The sequence below is a fragment of the Shewanella psychromarinicola genome, assembly GCF_003855155.1.
Taxonomy (GTDB): domain Bacteria; phylum Pseudomonadota; class Gammaproteobacteria; order Enterobacterales; family Shewanellaceae; genus Shewanella; species Shewanella psychromarinicola.
In genome coordinates this window covers 1,480,192-1,499,957 of sequence record NZ_CP034073.1, presented here as the reverse complement: position 1 = coordinate 1,499,957, position 19,766 = coordinate 1,480,192, and the positions used below count along the sequence as shown (strand labels likewise).

The following is a 19,766-nucleotide window of genomic DNA, read 5'->3' as shown; positions in this document are numbered from 1 at the left end:
AAACCCAGATAAGAAGTCTGAAACAGAAACAAGAAATGCAGCTTAAAATTTAAGTAAAGAGTGCCAACTACCTTGAAAAACACCGTTGGCAACGATACCCTGCATTAGTACAGGCTTTAATGATTCCTTGATGAACGCCATCAAAACCAGCGAATGGCATCATTATAGATACAAGATCGCTTTCAACCTCTGAGTCAGGAAGTTCAAATATAGTAGGGATGAAAAACACTTTTTTTGTAGATGACGTTGGCGAAGTTGAAACAGAAACTGTATTTGGTTCAGGAAAGTGCTCATCAAGGAATGAAATTACGTCATCAATAGCGTGACGCTGGTAGGTATACATACTTTTCAATACTGCACCTACAGCACTCGGATAATCAGTATCACCGAAGTCCAACGATCTCAACAGCCTAGGATGGTTCTCTATTATATGTTGACAGTCGGTTCTATCGCCAATCGCTATCCAGTCGGCTTGGTCGAATGAATCAATAGCCACTATTCTTTTTCTCAAACCATATATTTTTTGTTGATTTATCATTTGTCTCTTCCAATTAAAAACTCTACACAACAACTTACGGCATCAGCTTAGTATTATGCGGCGGTAAATTATTTGTGACGCCCTCAATGGTGAAGCACAAAGTTTCTGTTGTGCGCCACTACTACCGCTTTGTTTAAATAAACCCCACCTTTGAACGATAGGTATTACCTCTAACCGAGACTAGGCAACTAATCTTTCTTGCAGACGAAGGCTTTCGTAATAGTCCTCAGCTAAAGCTGTCATCTTGAACTCAATATCTATACCGTCCATTTCGTCAACAGCCTCTTTTATAGAATCTAGATCTACCTGAAAGAATTCCTTCCTAAGATTTACAGCGTTAACCCTTAATGATGTAAATGTGCGATGAAGAGCAGTTTCAAGTGCAGGAGCATCTTCAGCGTATATCATTGCATGCACATCGAATGGGAACGGTACACTTGCATCGCCTAACTCTTTGACACGATCCATAGGCTCTAAACGCCTAGTCATACCAATTTTGTATACATCTTCTCCGAATGAGCCAATATTACTAATTACATAAACATGACCCTTTCGAGTTTGCTCAGCCATACTCTTAGCTCGACTCTCTTTAGCCTCAGCTTCTAGCAATTGCAGTTCAAGTTGAGCTATACGCAACTCTGCGACAGCCCTTTCATTTTCAGAGACTCCTGATAGCTCTTTTCGTGCTTTATCCAATAAATCCCTATACATTTTTTCTTCTTTTTCAGCTTCAGCAATGGCTCGCTCATACTCCTTAATAGCACGCTGCTCTTCCCTTATTTGCTCTTTTATTAGCTTTTGCTCTGTGACTTCTTCTTGTTTCTTCAATGTATATTGGTATTGGAGTTTGCACTCTTCAAATTTCAGCTCCACATAACTGATGTCGAAACCACATTCCAATGTAGCCGCCGATTTTTCAAGAGTATTCGCAAGCTTTTCTATGCGTTCCAAAGTTCGACCAAAACTACTTGGGCTAACCTTACCAATAAGAAAATCACATTCTGTATTAAATGCAGTTAGCATCAACTTAACTTGGCCGTCTAGAATCTTTTTATTGAACGATTTATCATTTGAGATGATTGTCGTGTCTGGGTAAGTGACAGCTTCCTTCTCTTTAATCATTTCTTTCTGCTGAACCCTGACATCTTTGATTTCCTCAACAAACCTAACTGAAGTTTCATAGAGGTAGTCTGGCATTTCAAAATGGCCACATGATGTATATTCATCCAAGCGAGAATATAAATCTAACATCCCCATTAACTCTTCCTGCTCCGCACCAAGCTTAGATATGCTTAACACAAGCTTTTCTTCATCAGTTTCTAACTTAGATATCGCTGATGTATGCAACTGAACATTCTCTAATAACTGCTTTTCATTTTTCTTCAGTTCTTGTAACTCAGCGGTCTCTACTTGCACACGCTCCAATTCTTTGGAGTCATCATCAAGCTCAATTTTAACAAGTGCCATCTTTGCATTTATTTGGTGCAAAGCTTCATCAATACTTTTGTGTTCACCGAGCTTTTGATTAACACTATTTTTATATTCGTTTAGTTTTTTATTGAAGTGATGATTGGCAACGAAAAAGCTAATAATTACGGCTAAAACAGCAATAGCTATAACGATAAGGAGATTGTTATCCATAATTACTACCTTAGTACTGCATTAATAAATTGTTTACGTAAAGCGGCTCTTTCTGAGCATCTCTCAGCATATTCTTCTTGGGCATCAATAAGCGAATCTTTGAACTGTTGCTTGGCTTGAGCAGCATTTAACTTTTCAGCTTGCTTAGATCGACTAGCCCTATCTTTTTCCGCACGAATTGCATCACGATCTCGCTCCCTTAATCGCTTCTGATACTCTCTATCAGCTTTAGCCTGCTCTCTTGCTCGTGCCTTTTGCCTACGCTCGGCATCTCTGGCTGCTTGCTTGCCAGCCTTATCGATAGCCTTAACAACTTTAATAGCTAACCTTAAACCGCTCCCTTTTCTAGCCAACGCCTCCTCCTTATGTCTATAACTGACAACTGAACTCCCTTTCCTATGTAAGCACACTTACCCATTCAAATTCTACGCAGTACATAGCAAAAACAAAGATTTATGTTTCTAAAATAAAAATCGACCACGACCCTTGCTGTACTTGCCTATGATGAAGCCAAGCCGTATCAGTCTTCGTAGTCAATTTAACCATTCTTATCATTCCCCCTTACGAATTAACATAAAAAAACCCAGCTAATTGCTGGGTTTAGATACAAAAAAGCCACGACAGACGTGGCTTTACTCATCAAAAACGACTTACGTCTTTACACTTCCTAAAAGTTTTGGGCTAAAACGGTTATGCTTACCTTGAGAGTAGAAGCCAAACATAAGTAACTGAAAGAAATAAATTTGTGACAATTAAACATAAATATGTAATGTTTAATGTAATAATTTAATAAATTAATACCATAAACATTACAAAACTACAGAAATTACCGCATCTCTTTATGCATGAGCAAAGGGTACAATTTATGGTAACCATCAATAATTAATGTGGTCGTGGCCAATGAAAATAGAGCAAAGTTAGATCACGTTGGATTCGATAATAGCATCTAACATTATACAGGGTAGGACATGCAGGGCGAGATCGCGAACGTTTTACGAACAGATTCAGTATGTTTTTAAAACTACATTTGTTCAGAACGTTATCATTTCATGAGTGATTGGAAGTAGTTCTGTATTGAGACTATTCATTGTGAACAAAAAACGCACACTCATGCGGTTACCCTGGTAGGACATGTGCTCTCAATTCGTTAATCCTGTTGTGAAACATAATTCAGCATTCCAAGAGATTGGCCAAGACCAGAATATTCGACATCGTAACGCACAATTGGACAAAAGTGGGTTAGAACTAAATCACTATATTATAAGTTTCTCATTCCAATAAGTATGGTGTAGCTCTAAAACACCGGGGTACAACAAGCGCTGAGTAATGAGTATCTGAAGAAAGCAGGATTATATTCACTAAGAGATGGATGGATCGCAGTTCATTATTCTAACCAAAAAGTGAGTTAGGTGTTTTAAATGAACCACCCTGTGCGGAGCCGCATGCAGGGTGGTGTGGGGCTGGAGGCTAGATACCTCCGGCTACCCGATTATGTGCAAAACCACACCAACACTTACCACTCTTGGAATGGCTTACCTTTGTTTTTGTTAACTAGTTCTACTAGCTGCTTAATTTTATCCTCAGAATCATCAAAAAGGCGGTTAATCGATAATTCCATAACTTCATATGCAAAAGCCAGATCGTGTTCTTTTAGCGAGCCCTCATGACTCGCTTCGTTCCCTAACCATTTAATTGCCATTAACAATTCAGAGACTTCAGGCTGCAATTTACTAAAAGCTTCTATTCTTTTGTGCAGTACTTTGATTTTCGCCAGCTCGGGATCAATTGTATTAAGCAAGGTTTCAAGGGCTATCCTTAGTTTGTTTGCTGAAGCGGAGACGTCGGTCCATGCTAGTTTAAACGATGAAAACAACAAGTCTTGAACTGACTTCGGGCATTTATTGTGGATTAGAAATAAAGGAATTGCCGGCTCAAAATACTTCGGATAAAAAATAGGGAAGTCCTCATATTCTTCGCCAGGACCTTGAGGTGGGAATACATGATGCCGACCTGTTCCACAGCTGTATGTACGACCGTTACAGTTTTGGCAAAGGAAAGAGCCCGAATACCTATACTCAATCCAATCCGCTTCAAAATCAGGGTCAGAATGAAGTGCTTTAGAATCAGGGTTTTCCTCAAATGAAAACGTCTTAATATCCAACTTAATCTCACCAGTAAAACAATGTGGACACAAAACGGGAGGCATATCGTGCTCAGTGAAGCTAACTGTGAATCTTTTGTTTATATAATCGAAATAATTGTCTAACACTTTATACGTACCTTAAATTTTGTACATAACGCCGCAATAAGCGGACAAAAAAGTGGGTAAATATGTGGAACAAAGCGAAACATAACCCACTGTTTTAGTTTCGTTTAATTACATTTTAGGCATTGTACTTCTTGATGACAAAATAACACATTGAAGTGCACATGTTTCGACCTAAACGAACAAATTCCGCCTCAGTAAAACCGAACGGGATATGAGAGCCATTACTAATAAAGGTGTACACGCGGTGTTTTTCAAGGTAGTTGGCACTCTTTACTTAAATTTTAAGCTGCATTTCTTGTTTCTGTTTCAGACTTCTTATCTGGGTTCAGTGTGACTTCACCTACAGCGTCACAATTCCTTATACCGTTTGGCCAGCGTTTAGGATTTCTTGACCTCGCTTCCTCTAGCACTATCTTACGCTTAGATAAAATAGTCCTGTCTTGCATCGCATGACGCTCACTCGGTGACACAAAGTTGAGCTTGCTGTGTTTATGCTTAGTATTGTACCAAGTCACAAATACTTCGACCCATTCTCGTGCTTCGGTGATGCTTTTAAAGCCAGAGCTAGGCCATTCTGGCCGATACTTTAATGTTCTAAACAGCGACTCGGAGTAAGGGTTATCGTTACTGACACTCGGGCGGCTTAATGACGCGGTAACGCCCAACTCTTCAAGCTTGGCTTTCATTGTTAACGACTTCATCGGAGCACCATTATCTGAGTGCAATACCAGTGGCTTCTTAAAGCATTGCTCACGCAGCATATTGCGTTGCATTAACTCGGCCGCTAGCTCACCACATTCACGTTCATGGACTTCATAACCCACAACCTTACGGCTATAAATATCCTCAAACATATATAGATAATAAAAGCGTCCTTTGATGACCGAAGCTAAATAAGTGATATCCCAAGACCACACTTTGTTCGGCCCATCTGCAACATAAGCATCTGGTTTACTTCTTTTTGTTATGCTTTGGCTTCGTCCACGTCGATTTAATTGAGCATTGGCTTTTAACACTCGGTAAAAACTCGACTCTGAAGCGATATAGACCCCTTCATCAAGCAGCGTCGGCACGATTTGTGAGGGAGGTAGACTCGCAAACCTTGCCTCATTCGAGGTTGCCAGTATCAGCTTTTCCTCGTCATCACTAAGCTTGTTGGCTGGCTCCTGTCTTACCGCCGAGGGCCTTAAATCAGCTTGTACTTTTCCTGCTCGATACCAGCGCCGATACGTCCGCTTACTTAGCTCTGCTTCAGCGCAAGCCTTGTAAAGACGTGCACCGTGGGCATACGCTTCTTGTATTAAATTCACCAATGTTATGCGCTTAGGCAAAGGCGTTAACTCTCCTTGTAATGGTCAAGTATTTCTGGAGAGATTTTAAGCCGCTTTTTTTAACTCATTATATTTCTGATGTGGCGTCTTATAATCTATTGCCGAATGTCTGCGTTTGTAATTGTAGAACTGAATATATTGCTCAACCACGCTCACTACTGCGCTGTGATTGGTAAAAGCTAAACGGTTTAATCTTTCAGTCTTTAAACTCCTAAAAAATCGTTCCATCACCGCATTATCCCAACAATTTCCTCTACGACTCATACTTTGTTCAATGCCTAAGTGCTTTAGCTTTTCTCTGAACACCTTAGCTGAGTACTGACAACCCTGGTCTGAGTGAAACATCAACTCCTGTGTATTTGGCCTCTGACGTTGTATCGCGTTATTTAATGCCGCTGTCGCTAACGCTGCATTGGGTTGGCTTGATAAGGCATACCCAACGATTTCTTTGGTCCCTAAATCAAGTACACAGGCTAAATAACTCCACCCCTGATGTGATTTTATATAGGTAATATCACCCACCCAATGGGTATTATAAGTCGTAGGGTTAAACTGTCGTCTAAGCAAATTAGGTGCGTAAACTTGCTCCTCACCTTGATTTGGATAGTAATGCTTTTTCTTTGGCTTAATCGCTATTAATCCCAATTTTTTCATTACGCTAGCTATGGCGTAAACCCCAACCTTACAATTTAAATCTAATAAATCAGCCTGTATTCGACGTTTGCCATACGTCGAGTGTGACTCAGAGAAAGCTTGCTCTATCAATTGTATCTGAGCCTGTTTTTCAACGCTTTTTGGGATCGGTTTGTAATAGAGACTACTACAACTGATCTCGAATACTCGGCATAATTCACTCATTTTAAAGCCTGGGTTTGCTTTCTTTACTTCGCGCATCATTTTAAGTTTTGATTGTCTCGAATGAAGAAAGCTGCAGCCTTTTTTAAGATATCATTATCCCTCATGGCTTGTTTTAGTTGGGCTTCTAGAAGCTGTATTCTTCGTTGTTCTTCAGTTAATGCTTTGACATTTTTCGGTGTTTTACCGGCTAATTCAGCCTGGTACTGCACTTTCCATCTAGACACCGCAGATTTACCTGCACCTGACATATCTTCAATTTGCTTGTTCGTGTAACCCTGTTCGACCATCAGCTTGGCATATTCTAATTTTTGAAGAGGGCTGACAGTGATTTTAGTTTTTCTAATCATAATAAATACCTTTAAGATTTTGCTTATTTTAAGCTATAAATCTCTACAGTTTCATTAGACCATTACACCTCGTTGTCGTCCTCCCAAAGCGCATTGAGCTTTTTTCTAAGCACCAGTAAAGCCGCTGTTTCTGCTAACGCCTTCTCTTTGTAGCGTAGCTCTCGTTGCAGGGATTTGATTTCTGCTTTGTCTGATTTGGCTTGCTGCTTAATCGTTTTGGCTTGAACTTCACTTGTCGTAAAGCCCCCTAAACAATCTTGTTTCCACTGCTGAACTTGTTCTCGAAACAAACCATTTTCTCGGCAATATTGGCTTACTTCAGCTTCAGACATTGGCGCTGTTTCAATGAGAACGGCAAACTTAGCTTCGGCCGACCAATCATTACTGGTCAATTTTTTACCTGGCACTGGGCGACCCTCTTTTTTAGCTTTATCGCGCCAATGATACAGGGTTTGGTAGGCGATCCCTTCACTACGTGCCACTTCCATGACGGTCATATTGTGGGGAGGCAATAACTTCTTTAAAACTGCTTCTTTACGTTCAGATGAATATCGTGCCATTGAGCTCTCATTGACCGCCCCCTCTATTTAATTATTGGATGATTTTAAGGGGTGACAACAATCCTGACACAGGGGGGTAGCGTTTCTATCCAGTCCATCAATTATTCGCTCATGTAGGTTCTCGGTTCCTTCTCTAGCGTCATCAAAAAAACCACTATCAACTGCATTTGATAACCGTTCTAGCTCCTTTGCAACCTGCTCTATGTACATCCGTGCTCCCAAAAGGATAGTTAGTTCAGTCCGATTAAAGTTGATGACTCGTCAACTGAAAGTACACATTGTTGCATAAGAAAAAGTAAGTCAACTTTGGCAATAGGAAAGCTAACATAAAATAATCGAAACTCATTATGGGGAAAAATGAGTTATATGTTTAGCGAAACACAGATTAGTAGTGATAATGCTCTACTAATCATTGAATTTCACTTACCACAAAAAGAGTCTAATAATCTCAGACTTTGCTATTTACTCAGATACATTGAGCCAGTCCTCAAGGTAATGAAAAGGAACTGGATATCGGTAGCAACGACACGCTGTCAATATCAAAGGATCCTTCCCTTTAGTGACTGCTGACATTTTCTTGAACGAATCAGCATTGCCACATTCTTGCTTTATGCGCTCTATCGCTGCGCTTCCATTCATAGGGAAGTCAGTTGTCGCAGAACCATGCCTATCCGAGTTAGAGTACATATTTTGCTCACTGTTTTGGTTTGGATACCAATACTGTAGCGTACTATGTGTAAGTTTATCTTTGGCAAACTGCTCCAAGTTTTGGCTTACTGAATCTAGTTTATACAGAGAGCAAAAAACCGCTAAGAGTGGGTATAAGACACTAGCTTCCGTAACTTTATTCTTATAGTTACTATCGGCCTTATCTCTATTTTTATGCTCAAGCAGCTTTTCATAAGAATTATACACAATTGGATACATACCATCACTCTCGAAAGAGAAAGTGCACATATAGACCACTTCCGATATCCAACTCTTCACAAACTCATCAAGATCAGAATTACTTGAAAGCAAGATTAAAGCTAAGCCAAGATCAATAGCCTGTGAGTCTTTGTACGGAGACAGCAACATTGGATTATTAACAACCAAGAGATTAATTGACTCGGTTATCTCTTGGAGGCGTAGGCGAATTCCTTCCTGCTCTTCACTTTCTCCATCAGTCGGTGGACTTTCTGCATAACTCTCTAACAGTGAGTCCAAAGTCCAGTGCCCTTTGATCGCCAAGCGTCCTAGTACATCAAGCAGCTTGATATTTACATCAACAGAACATGGCGAGTGGACCGCATGAGAGAGTGCGTACTTAAGTTCAACATACGGAATTAAACATCGGTCTACATAGCAATCTGTAATTTGTTGATATGTAGCTAAAATGCTATCGAATGATTTTGAAGGCTTGTTCCTTCCCGTGTAGTGGTCTTTAACCTTATCCCAAGCCAGCAGTAATGCTCGCTCCGATGAAAGATATGCAGCTTCTAAATTTCCACCGTCACGACACCAAGAAAAAAGAACCCACAAACAAACATTAATCCGGGTTATGGACGATGAAACAGAATCGGCATCTGTGACATTTGACAAAACTTCATCAATCAACAATGAGAAGTGTTTAACTGAACTTTCAGGCTCCTCAAGCAAAGCCAAGGATTTTCTTAGCAAAGCCTGACTGGAGCAGGGCAATAGCTCCTCCTTCAGTAAGTGTTGTTGAATAAACTCAGAGAGCTTATCGCCATTCCACTCTTCAAAAGAGATACTGTCTCGCGTATTCCGCCGCTCATAGCCAGAGACCTCCTGCCTAATTCCTGAATTAACATCACCACCAAAACATAAGCAGATAACTATTTTTTTATCCCTATGTTCAGGTGGTAGACGACTGGGAATGAATGAATCCTGAATCTCATCTAACGAAGGTCTAAGAGCTTGGTTTGCATTCCCATTCCAAGTTTCACGGGTAAGATTCCCAGACTTTACCGAGAACAAATAGACTTTTTCTTCCTGATCATTTATTTGTCCTACTGCTGCGATATCAACGCCATATTCTTTAACCCCACGAGTAGGTGAGATAAACACATTCATTCCCATACAACTCAATAGATCAGGCAATACAGCATCCAATTCTTGGCGCTCTCTCAACGAGGCTAAGTATTGTTTAAGAATCAGCTTCATTTTTCAATCTCTCAAAACGGTACATTCGTAAAATGTAATCTAATGACACTGGATCAAAGACGTTCAACCTTGGCATTTCAGTTGATTGAGAAAAGGACTGCATTTGCATCTCTTGCCGCACTTGCCCTCTACCCCCCTGGTGTACGTAGAAAATTGAGCTATTGCCATACAATAGAGCATGCTTAGTTGCTATCAGATCGATAATCGATCCTCTTGATGCATCTTCGTAGGCTGCCTGCATACTCTTGTTGGATGCTTTCCAATAAACGCTTATATTTTCTTTCGGTGCCATCAACTCTTTTAGCCCTGATATTTTATCAATATCAGAATGATAAGCCTGAAGCTTACCAAGCAACCGCTCACATGGGCGTACTTGAAAGCCTTTATCAATGCATGATTGGAAGAATCGCTTAAGTTCCCCTGGATAACTTAAAAGCAAGGGGTCATACAAAACCTTATCAAGCTCTATACGTGTAGTTCTCGAAGCTCTTTCGTAAATAGATAGAATGAAGCTTGCCGCCGCTATAGGCCGCGTAAACAGCCAACCTACAGCCTTGTAGCTAACAAATACTTGCTTCACGCCATCATCTAAAAGTGCTATCTCTGCTTTTAGTTCAATATCTTTGCCAGTTACATCATTAAGTAAATCTAAGACACCATGACAAAGTAATGATTCTCCGGACAAGAACCACCTTGTAATAATATGGTTAAGTAAATCTCTGCGCTGACTCAGTAACTCATTAGAGAAGTCGCCCAGATCAGTGATTTTCACACCTATAGCTAAAAGCGATTCCAATAATTCAACGGCACTTAAAAATGACTCACTCTTAATCAAATTAACTAAAATACAATTGATGTTGCTTATGGTGCCATTATGTTCCGGTGAAACATTGGTTAACTGCTTTACCAAATAACCTAGAATTCCATCGGGGAGATCGATTCTTTGAAATGCGATAATATTTGATATTTCATGGAGAACCTCAGGAGGAGCTCCTTCAACAAATGTAGGCATTAGCTCTTCTATCTGTAACCAGTAAGATGGAAATGTTTGTCCAAAGTGTAGTATTGATCTAAGTATTGCAGCACAACAGCCACTTTCACGTTCGCTACAGATACAAATGTTAAACAGGTCCCAAATAGTATTAGCGTGAGCTTCACCAACATCAAGCATCCCCAAGGTAAAATAGGCTTGAGTTCTGACCACCTCATTTTTATGAGAAATCAGTTTTTCAGTCATTTGGATAGCTTCAGTCACACAATTTGAATCATATGTAAGGATTGAACTAGAGAGAAAAGGGGCATATGTACCTAGCTCACTTTGTGCAAGGATAAATCCAACACTATCTCTAGGACGATTGACTTCCATGCTACAGAAGCGTTCAAAGGCCCCAGCCAAATCTCTACCAGACTGCTGCGTGAGGTGCACTAGGCAACGTAGGACATCTTCAACACTTGCATTGAGTGAAGGTAGTACGTCTTCAAAGGCATGCAGAATTGTAAAAAAATTGTGTCCACAGGAGCTTTTATCTACACTTCTTATTATCTCGACAAGATCAATCTCTCCTGAGTTGTGCAACTCAGACAGAGCATCCTTCAATATTCTCTCTTCAGACCGTATTTCCTCGACATACAAATCATTAACCTGAGCAAGCAGTCCCTCTGCCGTTTCACTTGCAGCCAGTATCCTGGCTTTTGTTTCTTCTAATGGCATTTCCCGTCCTTAACCGCCCCTAACTAGACAAACACTGTAGTGGCTCATCTATTTTAGTCACTGCTTTATAGATTTCGAAGTCGATATTTGGTTTCTATCATTAGATAAAATGATGCAAGTCAGAAATCGTGATGAACTCATAATGGGACATAAGCGAGCTAACAGTTCATTTAGACACCTACAGACCAACTGATTTACAACGGCTATCAACTACTGTATTTACATTACCCTGAAGATTTTCAATATGCTTTGATCGCTTACATTCCCACTTCGAAACAGGAACTTGTTTGTCCCAAACTTGCATCAATTGACTTTGTTGCTTACTCATTTTGTATTTGGGATAAGTCTGCTCTATATACATGTACGTTCGGGCGATAATGCCACGAGCGGCTATCGGTGGTTGTGCCTTGCGGTCATCTATACGCATATCACAGCTACCAAAGTCAGACACAGCAGAGGACAACATAGTGAAGTTGTAGTTGCTCCGAAGTACTTTTACTGCACCGATGGCAGGGAATAAATTATGCATGTCAGATTGCATATAACGATATTCTAGATTGACCTTCTCTGCGCACTTACGTCCCTTAAACGACTTACCTTTGCTGTCTTCACAATTTTTGTGACCATCTCGCCACTCACTGAAGGCTCTGCCAAAGTTTTCCGCCGGAACTACGTGTTCCCACTCAATCCGTTTTGCTCGTTTAATGTATTTAGAAGTAATAAAACCAATAGGTACTTCGATGTTCTTTTTATCGTCAAATTTAGCACCACAATAGATGGTTACGCGGTTATCTTGATATACCTCCCTCTCAAGTATCTTCTTTGCTTTGTTGAATGAATCATTAGATGTATTTCCAGCGGCAATAAATAACTGTTGAGCTGAGAGCTAGTAGAAGGAGAGGTAGACCCAGTCTAAGAAGGTTCATTGAAGAATTCCAGCTAAGTAACAGTGATTAGATAATGCCTGATTTATCCAATAAGACCAAGCATATGAGGGGTACTAACAATGAAAACATTAATCAAAGTAAAACCTCGTTAGCACTTAATGCAGGGCACACTTAGCCATTTGGTTGTGTATTGCGGAGTTAACAGTTCACGGCGCATAGCCCATCTATGTTCTATACCTTGTGCAGCTAAAAAGACGGTATCACTGCCATAACGATGGTTGATGCTATCAAGCGTATGCATTAACGCTGGGTTAGCTCTTTGAGGATTAAATAAGTCGAGCTGATTATAGGCTTCACTCACTAAATCGATGAGCCCAATACCAATCTTATAATATCGTGTTCCTTCACGAAAAAGCTGCGAAGCTGCACCACTCATCCCCTGAGTTAATTCTATAGTGCAATTAGTTGAGCTAGGAAAATGGACTATCGCTTTATAGCTTACAGGTTGTTCATCATGTGGTGAGTTACTAGCAAAAATCATCATGGTTTTACAGGTTGAGCCTTGCTTGCGAGCTTTAGCGGCGGCAATGCCGACATGTTTGCTTAATGCCTGCAATAGCGATTCATAGTCTGTTATACGCTCTCCAACGCTCCTGGTAGAGAAAATCTGTTTTTTATCAGCTCTTGCCTCATCCCACGCTTTACACGCTTGTCCGTTGAGCTCACGAACTGTACGTTCGATTTCAATACTAAACCGCTTTCTCGCCAGCATAGGTGGCATACAAGCCAATTGATATGCTGTATGGATATTCATTAGCTCAAGCTTTTTACTGATTCGACGTCCAATTCCCCAAACATCACCTGCACTTAGCTGTTTTAAGATCGAAATACGTTCTTGTTCATTACTCATGAAGCAGACGCCTTGGTAATGCCTAATTTTCTTCGCTGCGTGATTAGCAATTTTAGCCAGCGTGAGAGTTTCTGCTATCCCAACACAAACCGCCAATCGAGCCTCCTTCCAGACTGCACGACGGATTAACTGACCCTGAGTCTGTAAACACTTAATAGCGGGGTAAGTGTTCTTAAAAGAAAGGAAACTTTCGTCAATAGAATAAATATGTTGTTCTGGAGCAAATCGACCAATGATATTCATCATTTTACTGGAAAGATCGGCATAGAGTTCATAGTTGGAAGAGCAAACAATAACACCACGCCTAGTGCATAACTCTTTAACTTGAAAATAAGGTAAAAACTTCTCAATACCAGCTTCTTTAGCTTGCCTATTGGCGGCAACAATACAACCGTCATTATTACTCAAAACAATAACTGGCTTACCACGCCAGTCTGGACGAAAAACTTGTTCGGCACTGCAATAGAAGCTATTAGCATCTACTAGGGCAAACATTTACTTTGCACTCAATAGCGGACTTTGGCGATGACAACGAATAGAGCGAGTAACGACGCCTTCAATACTAAAATCATCATATTCATGAATAATGACCGGCTGATATTGCTGATTGGATGAGAGAAGAATACGACGCTTAGTATCCAAGATTTTACACACAAACTCGCCATTAAAATTTGCGACGATAACATCACCATTTCGTGCAGTTTCATGGCGATCAACAATGATCATATCACCATCAAAGATACCGACATCTTGCATCGACTCTCCCTGAGCAACGCCAATAAAGGTCGAGCTTGGATGTTCTACTAACAAATCATCCAGGCTAATACCTAACTGAGAGTATTCAGCCGCTGGGCTTTCAAAGCCAGTGATGCCAGCACGGGCTGGTATAGGTATAACGCGCATAACACAATAACCACTGTATATAATTACAGTCATATTAGCAGTAAAATATCAAGGTGCAAGTCTATTTTTACAATCGAATAATGCATTGCTGTTCGACTTATGGAGCAAAACTTATAACGTTTTATTTGATTATGTAACTAATTCAAGATATCTTGATAATGTTACGTAATCAAGAGAGTTCTGAGTATGCCCGATAAAAATGAAGAACATAAAGGGGCGCATGGTGGAGTACGTAAAGGTGCTGGCCGTAAGACTCGATATGAAAAAACGATAGTGATTAGAGTGCCTGAACAATATAAAAGTGCGATCAAAGCATTAATTGAACACATAGATGAATGCGAAAAAGTTGATCGTCACTACTCACCAGTAGTTTCTAAACCTATCTTTACAAGGTCGTTGCAGGGCAAGCCTCAACAAGTTACTTTTACGGTGAGTCCAGTAAAAGCAACTTGATATCGTTACAAAATCAAATGTATTCAGAATAGTCTATGTATCTTACAAAACCCCGATACTAGATGACAAATTTATTTGTTTTTGGATGCTTTCAGCACACCATCATCATCCGTTAATAGTGATACCTCACCTCGGAGTGCAGTAAGTAAAGTGTTAGTTTGTCTAGTTTGTTCGATCAACTCGTCAAGTTTATTCTTTGTTCCAAAGATTGCAAAAGGCAATATGAACCAAAGTATCGCTAAAACAAACAAAAAAAGGGTTATAAACCCCCCAAAGCCGCCAACCAAAAATGCATCCATAAAGTGTCCCTTTCAGTGAGTATTAATATCGCTGCCATTCGTATAAAAATGACTATTTCAATTAATATCATAGAAGAAAAACATGATCAATTACAACCAAAAACCAACAAGCCTACTACATCAATAAACAGGTACAGTAATGACATGGGTTACTTTTACTGTATGAGCCGAGCATGATTATTTACGCCGAGAAACTACTGTGAAACATAATTAAATTTGTTATAAATGCATGTGTGCTTTTAATCAGAATAGACCTTATTTAAAACGATATTTAACTTTTAAGGGCAGCTATTAGACGACAATTAACTTGGCCGGTCGTATTGCCTCATTAAAAAAACATACTACATTTAAAGATTTGTTACCGCATATGTAAGTAAGAATCAAATGACATAACAGGCTAGCGCTCCTTCAGCAGTATAGTGTTTCCTACTGATTGATTTCACTTTCCTCTGGGATATTAAAATTTAAAACGGGCACTAATTCATTAATCATCAAATCACGTAGTTTTTCTTCCTGACTCGCTTGGTTTTGACGCCATAGAGCAAGTCTTCGTTGAAGTGTTCGGGTTTGCCCTATTAAAAATTTATCAGGATATTTATCCATGAGCCACAAAATTATTTTTCTAGCATTATTTTCAGGTGCTAACTCCATTCTTAATCGTATTTCATCCCAAACATCCTCGAACGGATCTTTTCGAGTTAGCCATGTCCGAGGAGATTTTCTGAAGTCAACTTTATCATTTCTATGGTAATGACGATTCACTCTATCTGTAATGATAACAGGCGGTATTTTAGATAATTGTTTTTTAACAACGTCATCAGTTACGATATAATCATCTTGAGCATGACCTCTTTTATCCCATGAGTATTTCCACAATTCATCTTGTAGTGATTCTAATTGAGCTAACAAATAAACCGGGTCTAATCTTTCATACTCTAACCTAAGTGACTCTTTTGTAGACTGATTAACATGGTCAGAAAGTAAAACGCGTTGATAAGGTGTTTTTGCATCATCATATTTCTTTGATACCTTAGCCCCAACACGTTCTTTTTCAAGTAACTTCAGCGATGGTTGATAGAAATTAACGTACATCCTGACTATGCGATACAGCCTTGCCAAAGCTTCCCAGGCTTTCCAACCTTCGTAGCGATCATAACCAACCAATCGACGTACAACAGAACCGTTTTTTTCTTCCACATGCGCCTGGTCATTTTTTCGGTGAGTTCTTGCTCTTGTAAAGGTGATATTATTTTCTTCGCAGTATTCTAATAATTCATAATTTATAAACTCACTGCCACAATCTGTGTCTACTCCCTGCATAGGGAATGGAAGTAAGTCACTAGCTACTTGTAAGCCATCAATCACGTCGCTGGCGCTTTTTCGTAACAAAGGCATGCACTCTAACCAACCAGTGGCAATATCAACTAATGTGAGCGTATTTAAAAAAGAGCCATTGGTATTGCCCCCACAATGAGCGACGAGGTCAGCTTCCAGAAATCCAGGAATAACGTCATCCCAATCAGCAAATGTTCTGACTTGAATTTGGTGCTTTAATAAATTCCCTTTACGAGTAGTGCTTACAGATTGTTTGATTTTTTCTCGTTCAGGTTTGAGGATCCTATCAACAGTAGAAGGGCTAATTTGTAGCAATTTTTCTCGTACATCAATAGGTAAGCGTAGATGACCATGACGCTCCATTGCTTCGACTAGGTAGGGTAAAAATGGCACTAGACGTTTAGAGCATATTTGATTAGCCGCATACCAAACAGCAAGTAGAGCTTGTCGTAGCTGTTCGTCGTAGCGATGGGGTGTCTTGCGATTTTTTGGAAAGATATTCTGATTGATGGTATTCAACAATTCGATAGTATATTTTCGTTCATAGCCGGTAGCAGCAACTATTCCATCAAGTATTTTCCCTTTATCTATCCAGTTAGCGTCATGATATTTTTGTTTAATGCTAGCTAACAATTCCTTTCTCGCATTTAGACTCATAGACTTAATCATATCTAGTTACCTCATCTTAAAAGAATCACAACTAGTGTTATTTTAGATGAGGCAACGACATATTAGTAGTATGGATTTAAGTGAGTCAATGCGATAGGACAAGCTAGTTGACGCCTAACAGGCAGCTCAATGAGTACAGCGCATACCAACTATCAAGAGTTAAAAAATGCCCTCAAGTGTTTTTTTTCGGTCGAAGAACAAATGTATCTAATCCCTATTTTACTAAGCTGGGCGGGAAATGCAGAGAAAGCCATGTTTTGGTTTAACCATCAAAAGATACCTGCATTTGGTGGCCAAACAGCAAAACTTGTCTGTGAGAATGGTAATCAGACGTTATTCATGGAGTACATTCATTCGGCGGAGCTAGGTGGTTATGCTTGAGTATCTAAAAGTATCATTTTTTATTATTAACATAAACTTCATGAATTATAATCGTTAGGTATTAGATCCATGCAAAACTGAAAACATAACGTAAATCATTGATTTTTAGATTTTCAGTGCATGTTTTTACTTTTGGCATGGATCTAATAATCTATGCTTTAAATTATTAGATCCATGCCAAACTGAAAACATAACGTAAGTCATTGATTTTTAGTTTTTCAGTGCATGTTTTTACTTTTTGTATGGATCTAATAATCTATGTTTTAAATTATTAGATCCATACCAAACTGAAAACATAACGTAAGTCATTGATTTTTAGATTTTCAGTGCATGTTTTTACTTTTTGTATGGATCTAATAATCTATGTTTTAAATTATTAGATCCATGCCAACCTGAAAACATAACGTAAGTCATTGATTTTTAGTTTTTCAGTGCATGTTTTTACTTTTTGTATGGATCTAATAATCTATGTTTTAAATTATTAGATCCATGCCAAACTGAAAACATAACGTAAGTCATTGATTTTTAGTTTTTCAGTGCATGTTTTTACTTTTTGTATGGATCTAATAATCTATGTTTTAGACAGTTAACCCCCATTGCTGTAGGTAACTTAAAGTGGATAGGTCATTTTTGCCTCATAATTTCATCAATAAAGCTTCCGAGTCCAACATTTCTATTCGTAGCATGTGGTAATTCATAGATAGCCTGGTTAATTGCTTCCATATCCCACATAACAACAGCATGTTCAATAGCTCGAGAATCGCAGTATAAACAAGTGTACGGTCAAAATTTGCTCTATTAGTCGCTGCAAATCGACGAGTTGGCTTATTCACAAAGTACTTTTGATTACGAAGTAATCAATATTATGCGCTTGGGTATGGAACATGGAAATAATTCAATCACTCCAAATGGTCAGCTCTTGATCTGGATTCTGATAAGTGAGAAGTTTGAGAACCTTTTGCCTAATTAATTTGCGACATCTTCGAAGGATACCCACATTAGCAGGGCGAGATCGCGAACGTTTTACGAACAAATTGAGTGTATTTATCAAGCTACATTGAATGATTGGAAGTGATTCTATACTTAAACATTCATTGTGAGCAAAAAATGCACACTCATGCGGTTGCCCTGGTCTACCTAGTGAGTTTGTTAATGAACTTGAGTTTTTATCCATTTAAAACTCAGAACGAGCCTTGATGCTACGAATATATCGAGACTTTAAGTTTGAATTAGTATCAGACTGATATAGCCGTATATCGTTAATGTTGATATTTTTATCAATTCGATAACCATCAAGATAAAGCTCAACTTTCACATAACAAATCTGTTTTATTGCAATTCTACCGAAAGATTTTTCAGAATAATGCTTCCCTTCTTGATCATAGATATCAAGAAGCTTTGCCGAGTCGATGCAGGAATTTCGCATTTCTTGTTCTTTTTTGGAGACACCGCAAGATGCTAGAACTATTAAACATATAGTAAGAATAATTATTTTCACATAAGTAAATTTAAATCCCATTTAATAGTCCTTAAACATATTGTAGCAGGGCGAAATCGCGAACGTTTTACGAACAAATTGAGTGTATTTATCAAACTACGTTTGTTCGGAATGTTATCACCTCAAGAATGATTGGAAGTGATTCTATACTGAAAACATTCATTGTGAGCAAAAAATGCACACTCATGAAGTTGCCCTGCCCGCATTAGGTGACCAAATAGCAAAATTTATCTGTGAGAATGGTAATCAAACGTTATTCATCGAGTATATTCTCTCGGCTGAGCGAGGTGGATTTGCTTGAAGACTTGAGCCTGTAAATACTATTATTCAAATCACCAATAAATTTGATGAATTTTTAAAACATTCGATATTAGATCCATGTAAAGCTGAAAATATGATGTAAGCCATTGATCTTTCGGTTTTGAATGCATGTTTTCTGTTTTTGCATGGATCTAATAATTGATAATATTAAGATTATTAACAAACAATTGACGATATATTCAACATTTTTTAATTGCTCTTAGTTTTTCAACATCAAAAGCTATTCTATAACTGCCATATTTACAGATACTTTAAATACTAACCTTTCTGTTTAACTTTGCTTGATAAAGGCCTGCTTGGTAGAGCTTCTGATAATTGTTCGACCTTCACTCCAAAACGATGTGCGTTATACAGCCAGACGTGAAACTGTTCCAACAGTTGCCGATTTTCACGCTCGAGTCGTTCGATTGTCCGTTTTTGAGTCTCTAGACGCTCACTAGCAATTTTAAGGCTTGGAGGTAACTTAGGCCGACTTGATAATACTTTGCCCGATACAATGCCCTTTACCTCATGGAATGCTGTTTTAATCCTGATTTGTTTTTGCAATGTTTGCCGAGTGGTCTCAATTTTGTGTTCATGTTTTACTGCTTCGACAAGCCTATCCCATGACAATTTAGAGTCTACTGGCCAATCATCTAGCGTTTCGACAACATTGGATATATCTTTATCAGTGAGATGTTTAGCCATTT

The 19,766-nt window shown here is 39.0% G+C and carries 16 protein-coding genes and 2 pseudogenes; 2 read left to right on the top strand and 16 right to left on the bottom strand.

From position 1 onward, the window contains the following. Positions 1–67: 67 nt before the first annotated feature. The 12 genes and pseudogenes from EGC80_RS06485 to EGC80_RS06425 all read right to left on the bottom strand — a co-directional run bounded on the left by EGC80_RS06485 (position 68) and on the right by EGC80_RS06425 (position 14,121). Positions 68–538 (bottom strand): hypothetical protein, encoded by a 471-nt coding sequence (locus EGC80_RS06485; protein WP_164839430.1) that lies wholly within the window; start codon positions 536–538, stop codon positions 68–70. A 180-nt stretch (positions 539–718) separates the two neighbouring features. Further along, positions 719–2,179 carry a DUF4041 domain-containing protein gene (locus EGC80_RS06480; RefSeq protein WP_124014341.1) on the bottom strand — a complete coding sequence of 487 codons (1,461 nt, stop codon included), beginning with the start codon at positions 2,177–2,179 and terminating at the stop codon, positions 719–721. Between the two features lie 5 nt (positions 2,180–2,184). Beyond that, positions 2,185–2,532, bottom strand: coding sequence for a hypothetical protein (locus EGC80_RS06475; RefSeq protein ID WP_124014340.1), 348 nt, complete (start codon positions 2,530–2,532; stop codon positions 2,185–2,187). Between the two features lie 1,160 nt (positions 2,533–3,692). Further along, entirely contained in the window at positions 3,693–4,340 is a 648-nt protein-coding gene (locus EGC80_RS06465) for a DUF4145 domain-containing protein (RefSeq protein ID WP_233768603.1), read from the bottom strand. 389 nt (positions 4,341–4,729) lie between these two features. Then, positions 4,730–5,797, bottom strand: a pseudogene (locus EGC80_RS06460) (IS3 family transposase); the annotation flags it as partial. A gap of 27 nt (positions 5,798–5,824) precedes the next feature. Next, positions 5,825–6,984, bottom strand: a protein-coding gene (locus tag EGC80_RS06455) for an IS3 family transposase (protein ID WP_407695556.1) whose coding sequence is annotated in 2 segments (ribosomal slippage) — positions 5,825–6,711 and positions 6,711–6,984 — 1,161 coding nt in all. Because the reading frame shifts where the segments join, the coding sequence is not laid out codon by codon here. 66 nt (positions 6,985–7,050) lie between these two features. Next, a pseudogene (locus tag EGC80_RS06450) lies at positions 7,051–7,544 on the bottom strand (transposase); the annotation flags it as partial. 462 nt (positions 7,545–8,006) lie between these two features. Beyond that, positions 8,007–9,710, bottom strand: a complete 1,704-nt coding sequence (locus tag EGC80_RS06445; RefSeq protein WP_124693460.1) for a hypothetical protein — start codon at positions 9,708–9,710, stop codon at positions 8,007–8,009. After that, the gene (locus EGC80_RS06440) at positions 9,694–11,421 is read right to left on the bottom strand and encodes an aspartyl/asparaginyl beta-hydroxylase domain-containing protein (RefSeq protein ID WP_124013481.1); all 1,728 of its coding nucleotides are present in this window, start codon (positions 11,419–11,421) and stop codon (positions 9,694–9,696) included. The genes EGC80_RS06445 and EGC80_RS06440 overlap by 17 nt, the downstream gene beginning before the upstream one ends. 178 nt (positions 11,422–11,599) lie before the next feature. After that, on the bottom strand, positions 11,600–12,286 hold the full coding sequence (locus EGC80_RS06435; RefSeq protein ID WP_124013480.1) for an endonuclease: 687 nt from the start codon (positions 12,284–12,286) through the stop codon (positions 11,600–11,602). 170 nt (positions 12,287–12,456) lie between these two features. Continuing rightward, complete coding sequence (locus EGC80_RS06430; protein ID WP_124013479.1) at positions 12,457–13,713, bottom strand: Y-family DNA polymerase; 1,257 nt, start codon at positions 13,711–13,713, stop codon at positions 12,457–12,459. Beyond that, positions 13,714–14,121 (bottom strand): LexA family protein, encoded by a 408-nt coding sequence (locus tag EGC80_RS06425; protein ID WP_124013478.1) that lies wholly within the window; start codon positions 14,119–14,121, stop codon positions 13,714–13,716. A gap of 186 nt (positions 14,122–14,307) precedes the next feature. On the opposite strand from EGC80_RS06425, the gene EGC80_RS06420 reads away from it, so the two are divergent. Continuing rightward, positions 14,308–14,574 carry a hypothetical protein gene (locus EGC80_RS06420; RefSeq protein ID WP_124013477.1) on the top strand — a complete coding sequence of 89 codons (267 nt, stop codon included), beginning with the start codon at positions 14,308–14,310 and terminating at the stop codon, positions 14,572–14,574. A gap of 71 nt (positions 14,575–14,645) precedes the next feature. Here the strand turns inward: EGC80_RS06420 and EGC80_RS06415 are convergent, their stop codons facing one another. Beyond that, a complete protein-coding gene (locus EGC80_RS06415) occupies positions 14,646–14,873 on the bottom strand; it encodes a hypothetical protein (RefSeq protein ID WP_124013476.1) in 228 nt (75 codons plus the stop codon). A gap of 426 nt (positions 14,874–15,299) precedes the next feature. Next, positions 15,300–16,877 carry an integrase catalytic domain-containing protein gene (locus EGC80_RS06410; protein ID WP_124011562.1) on the bottom strand — a complete coding sequence of 526 codons (1,578 nt, stop codon included), beginning with the start codon at positions 16,875–16,877 and terminating at the stop codon, positions 15,300–15,302. 129 nt (positions 16,878–17,006) lie between these two features. Between EGC80_RS06410 and EGC80_RS06405 the strand changes: the two genes are divergently transcribed. Beyond that, the gene (locus tag EGC80_RS06405) at positions 17,007–17,258 is read left to right on the top strand and encodes a hypothetical protein (RefSeq protein ID WP_124013475.1); all 252 of its coding nucleotides are present in this window, start codon (positions 17,007–17,009) and stop codon (positions 17,256–17,258) included. A gap of 1,174 nt (positions 17,259–18,432) precedes the next feature. Here EGC80_RS06405 and EGC80_RS06400 read toward each other — a convergent pair. Then, positions 18,433–18,777, bottom strand: a complete 345-nt coding sequence (locus EGC80_RS06400) for a hypothetical protein (RefSeq protein WP_124013474.1) — start codon at positions 18,775–18,777, stop codon at positions 18,433–18,435. A gap of 558 nt (positions 18,778–19,335) precedes the next feature. Beyond that, the gene (locus EGC80_RS06395; protein ID WP_124013473.1) at positions 19,336–19,764 is read right to left on the bottom strand and encodes a hypothetical protein; all 429 of its coding nucleotides are present in this window, start codon (positions 19,762–19,764) and stop codon (positions 19,336–19,338) included. Between the last annotated feature and the right edge of the window lie 2 nt (positions 19,765–19,766).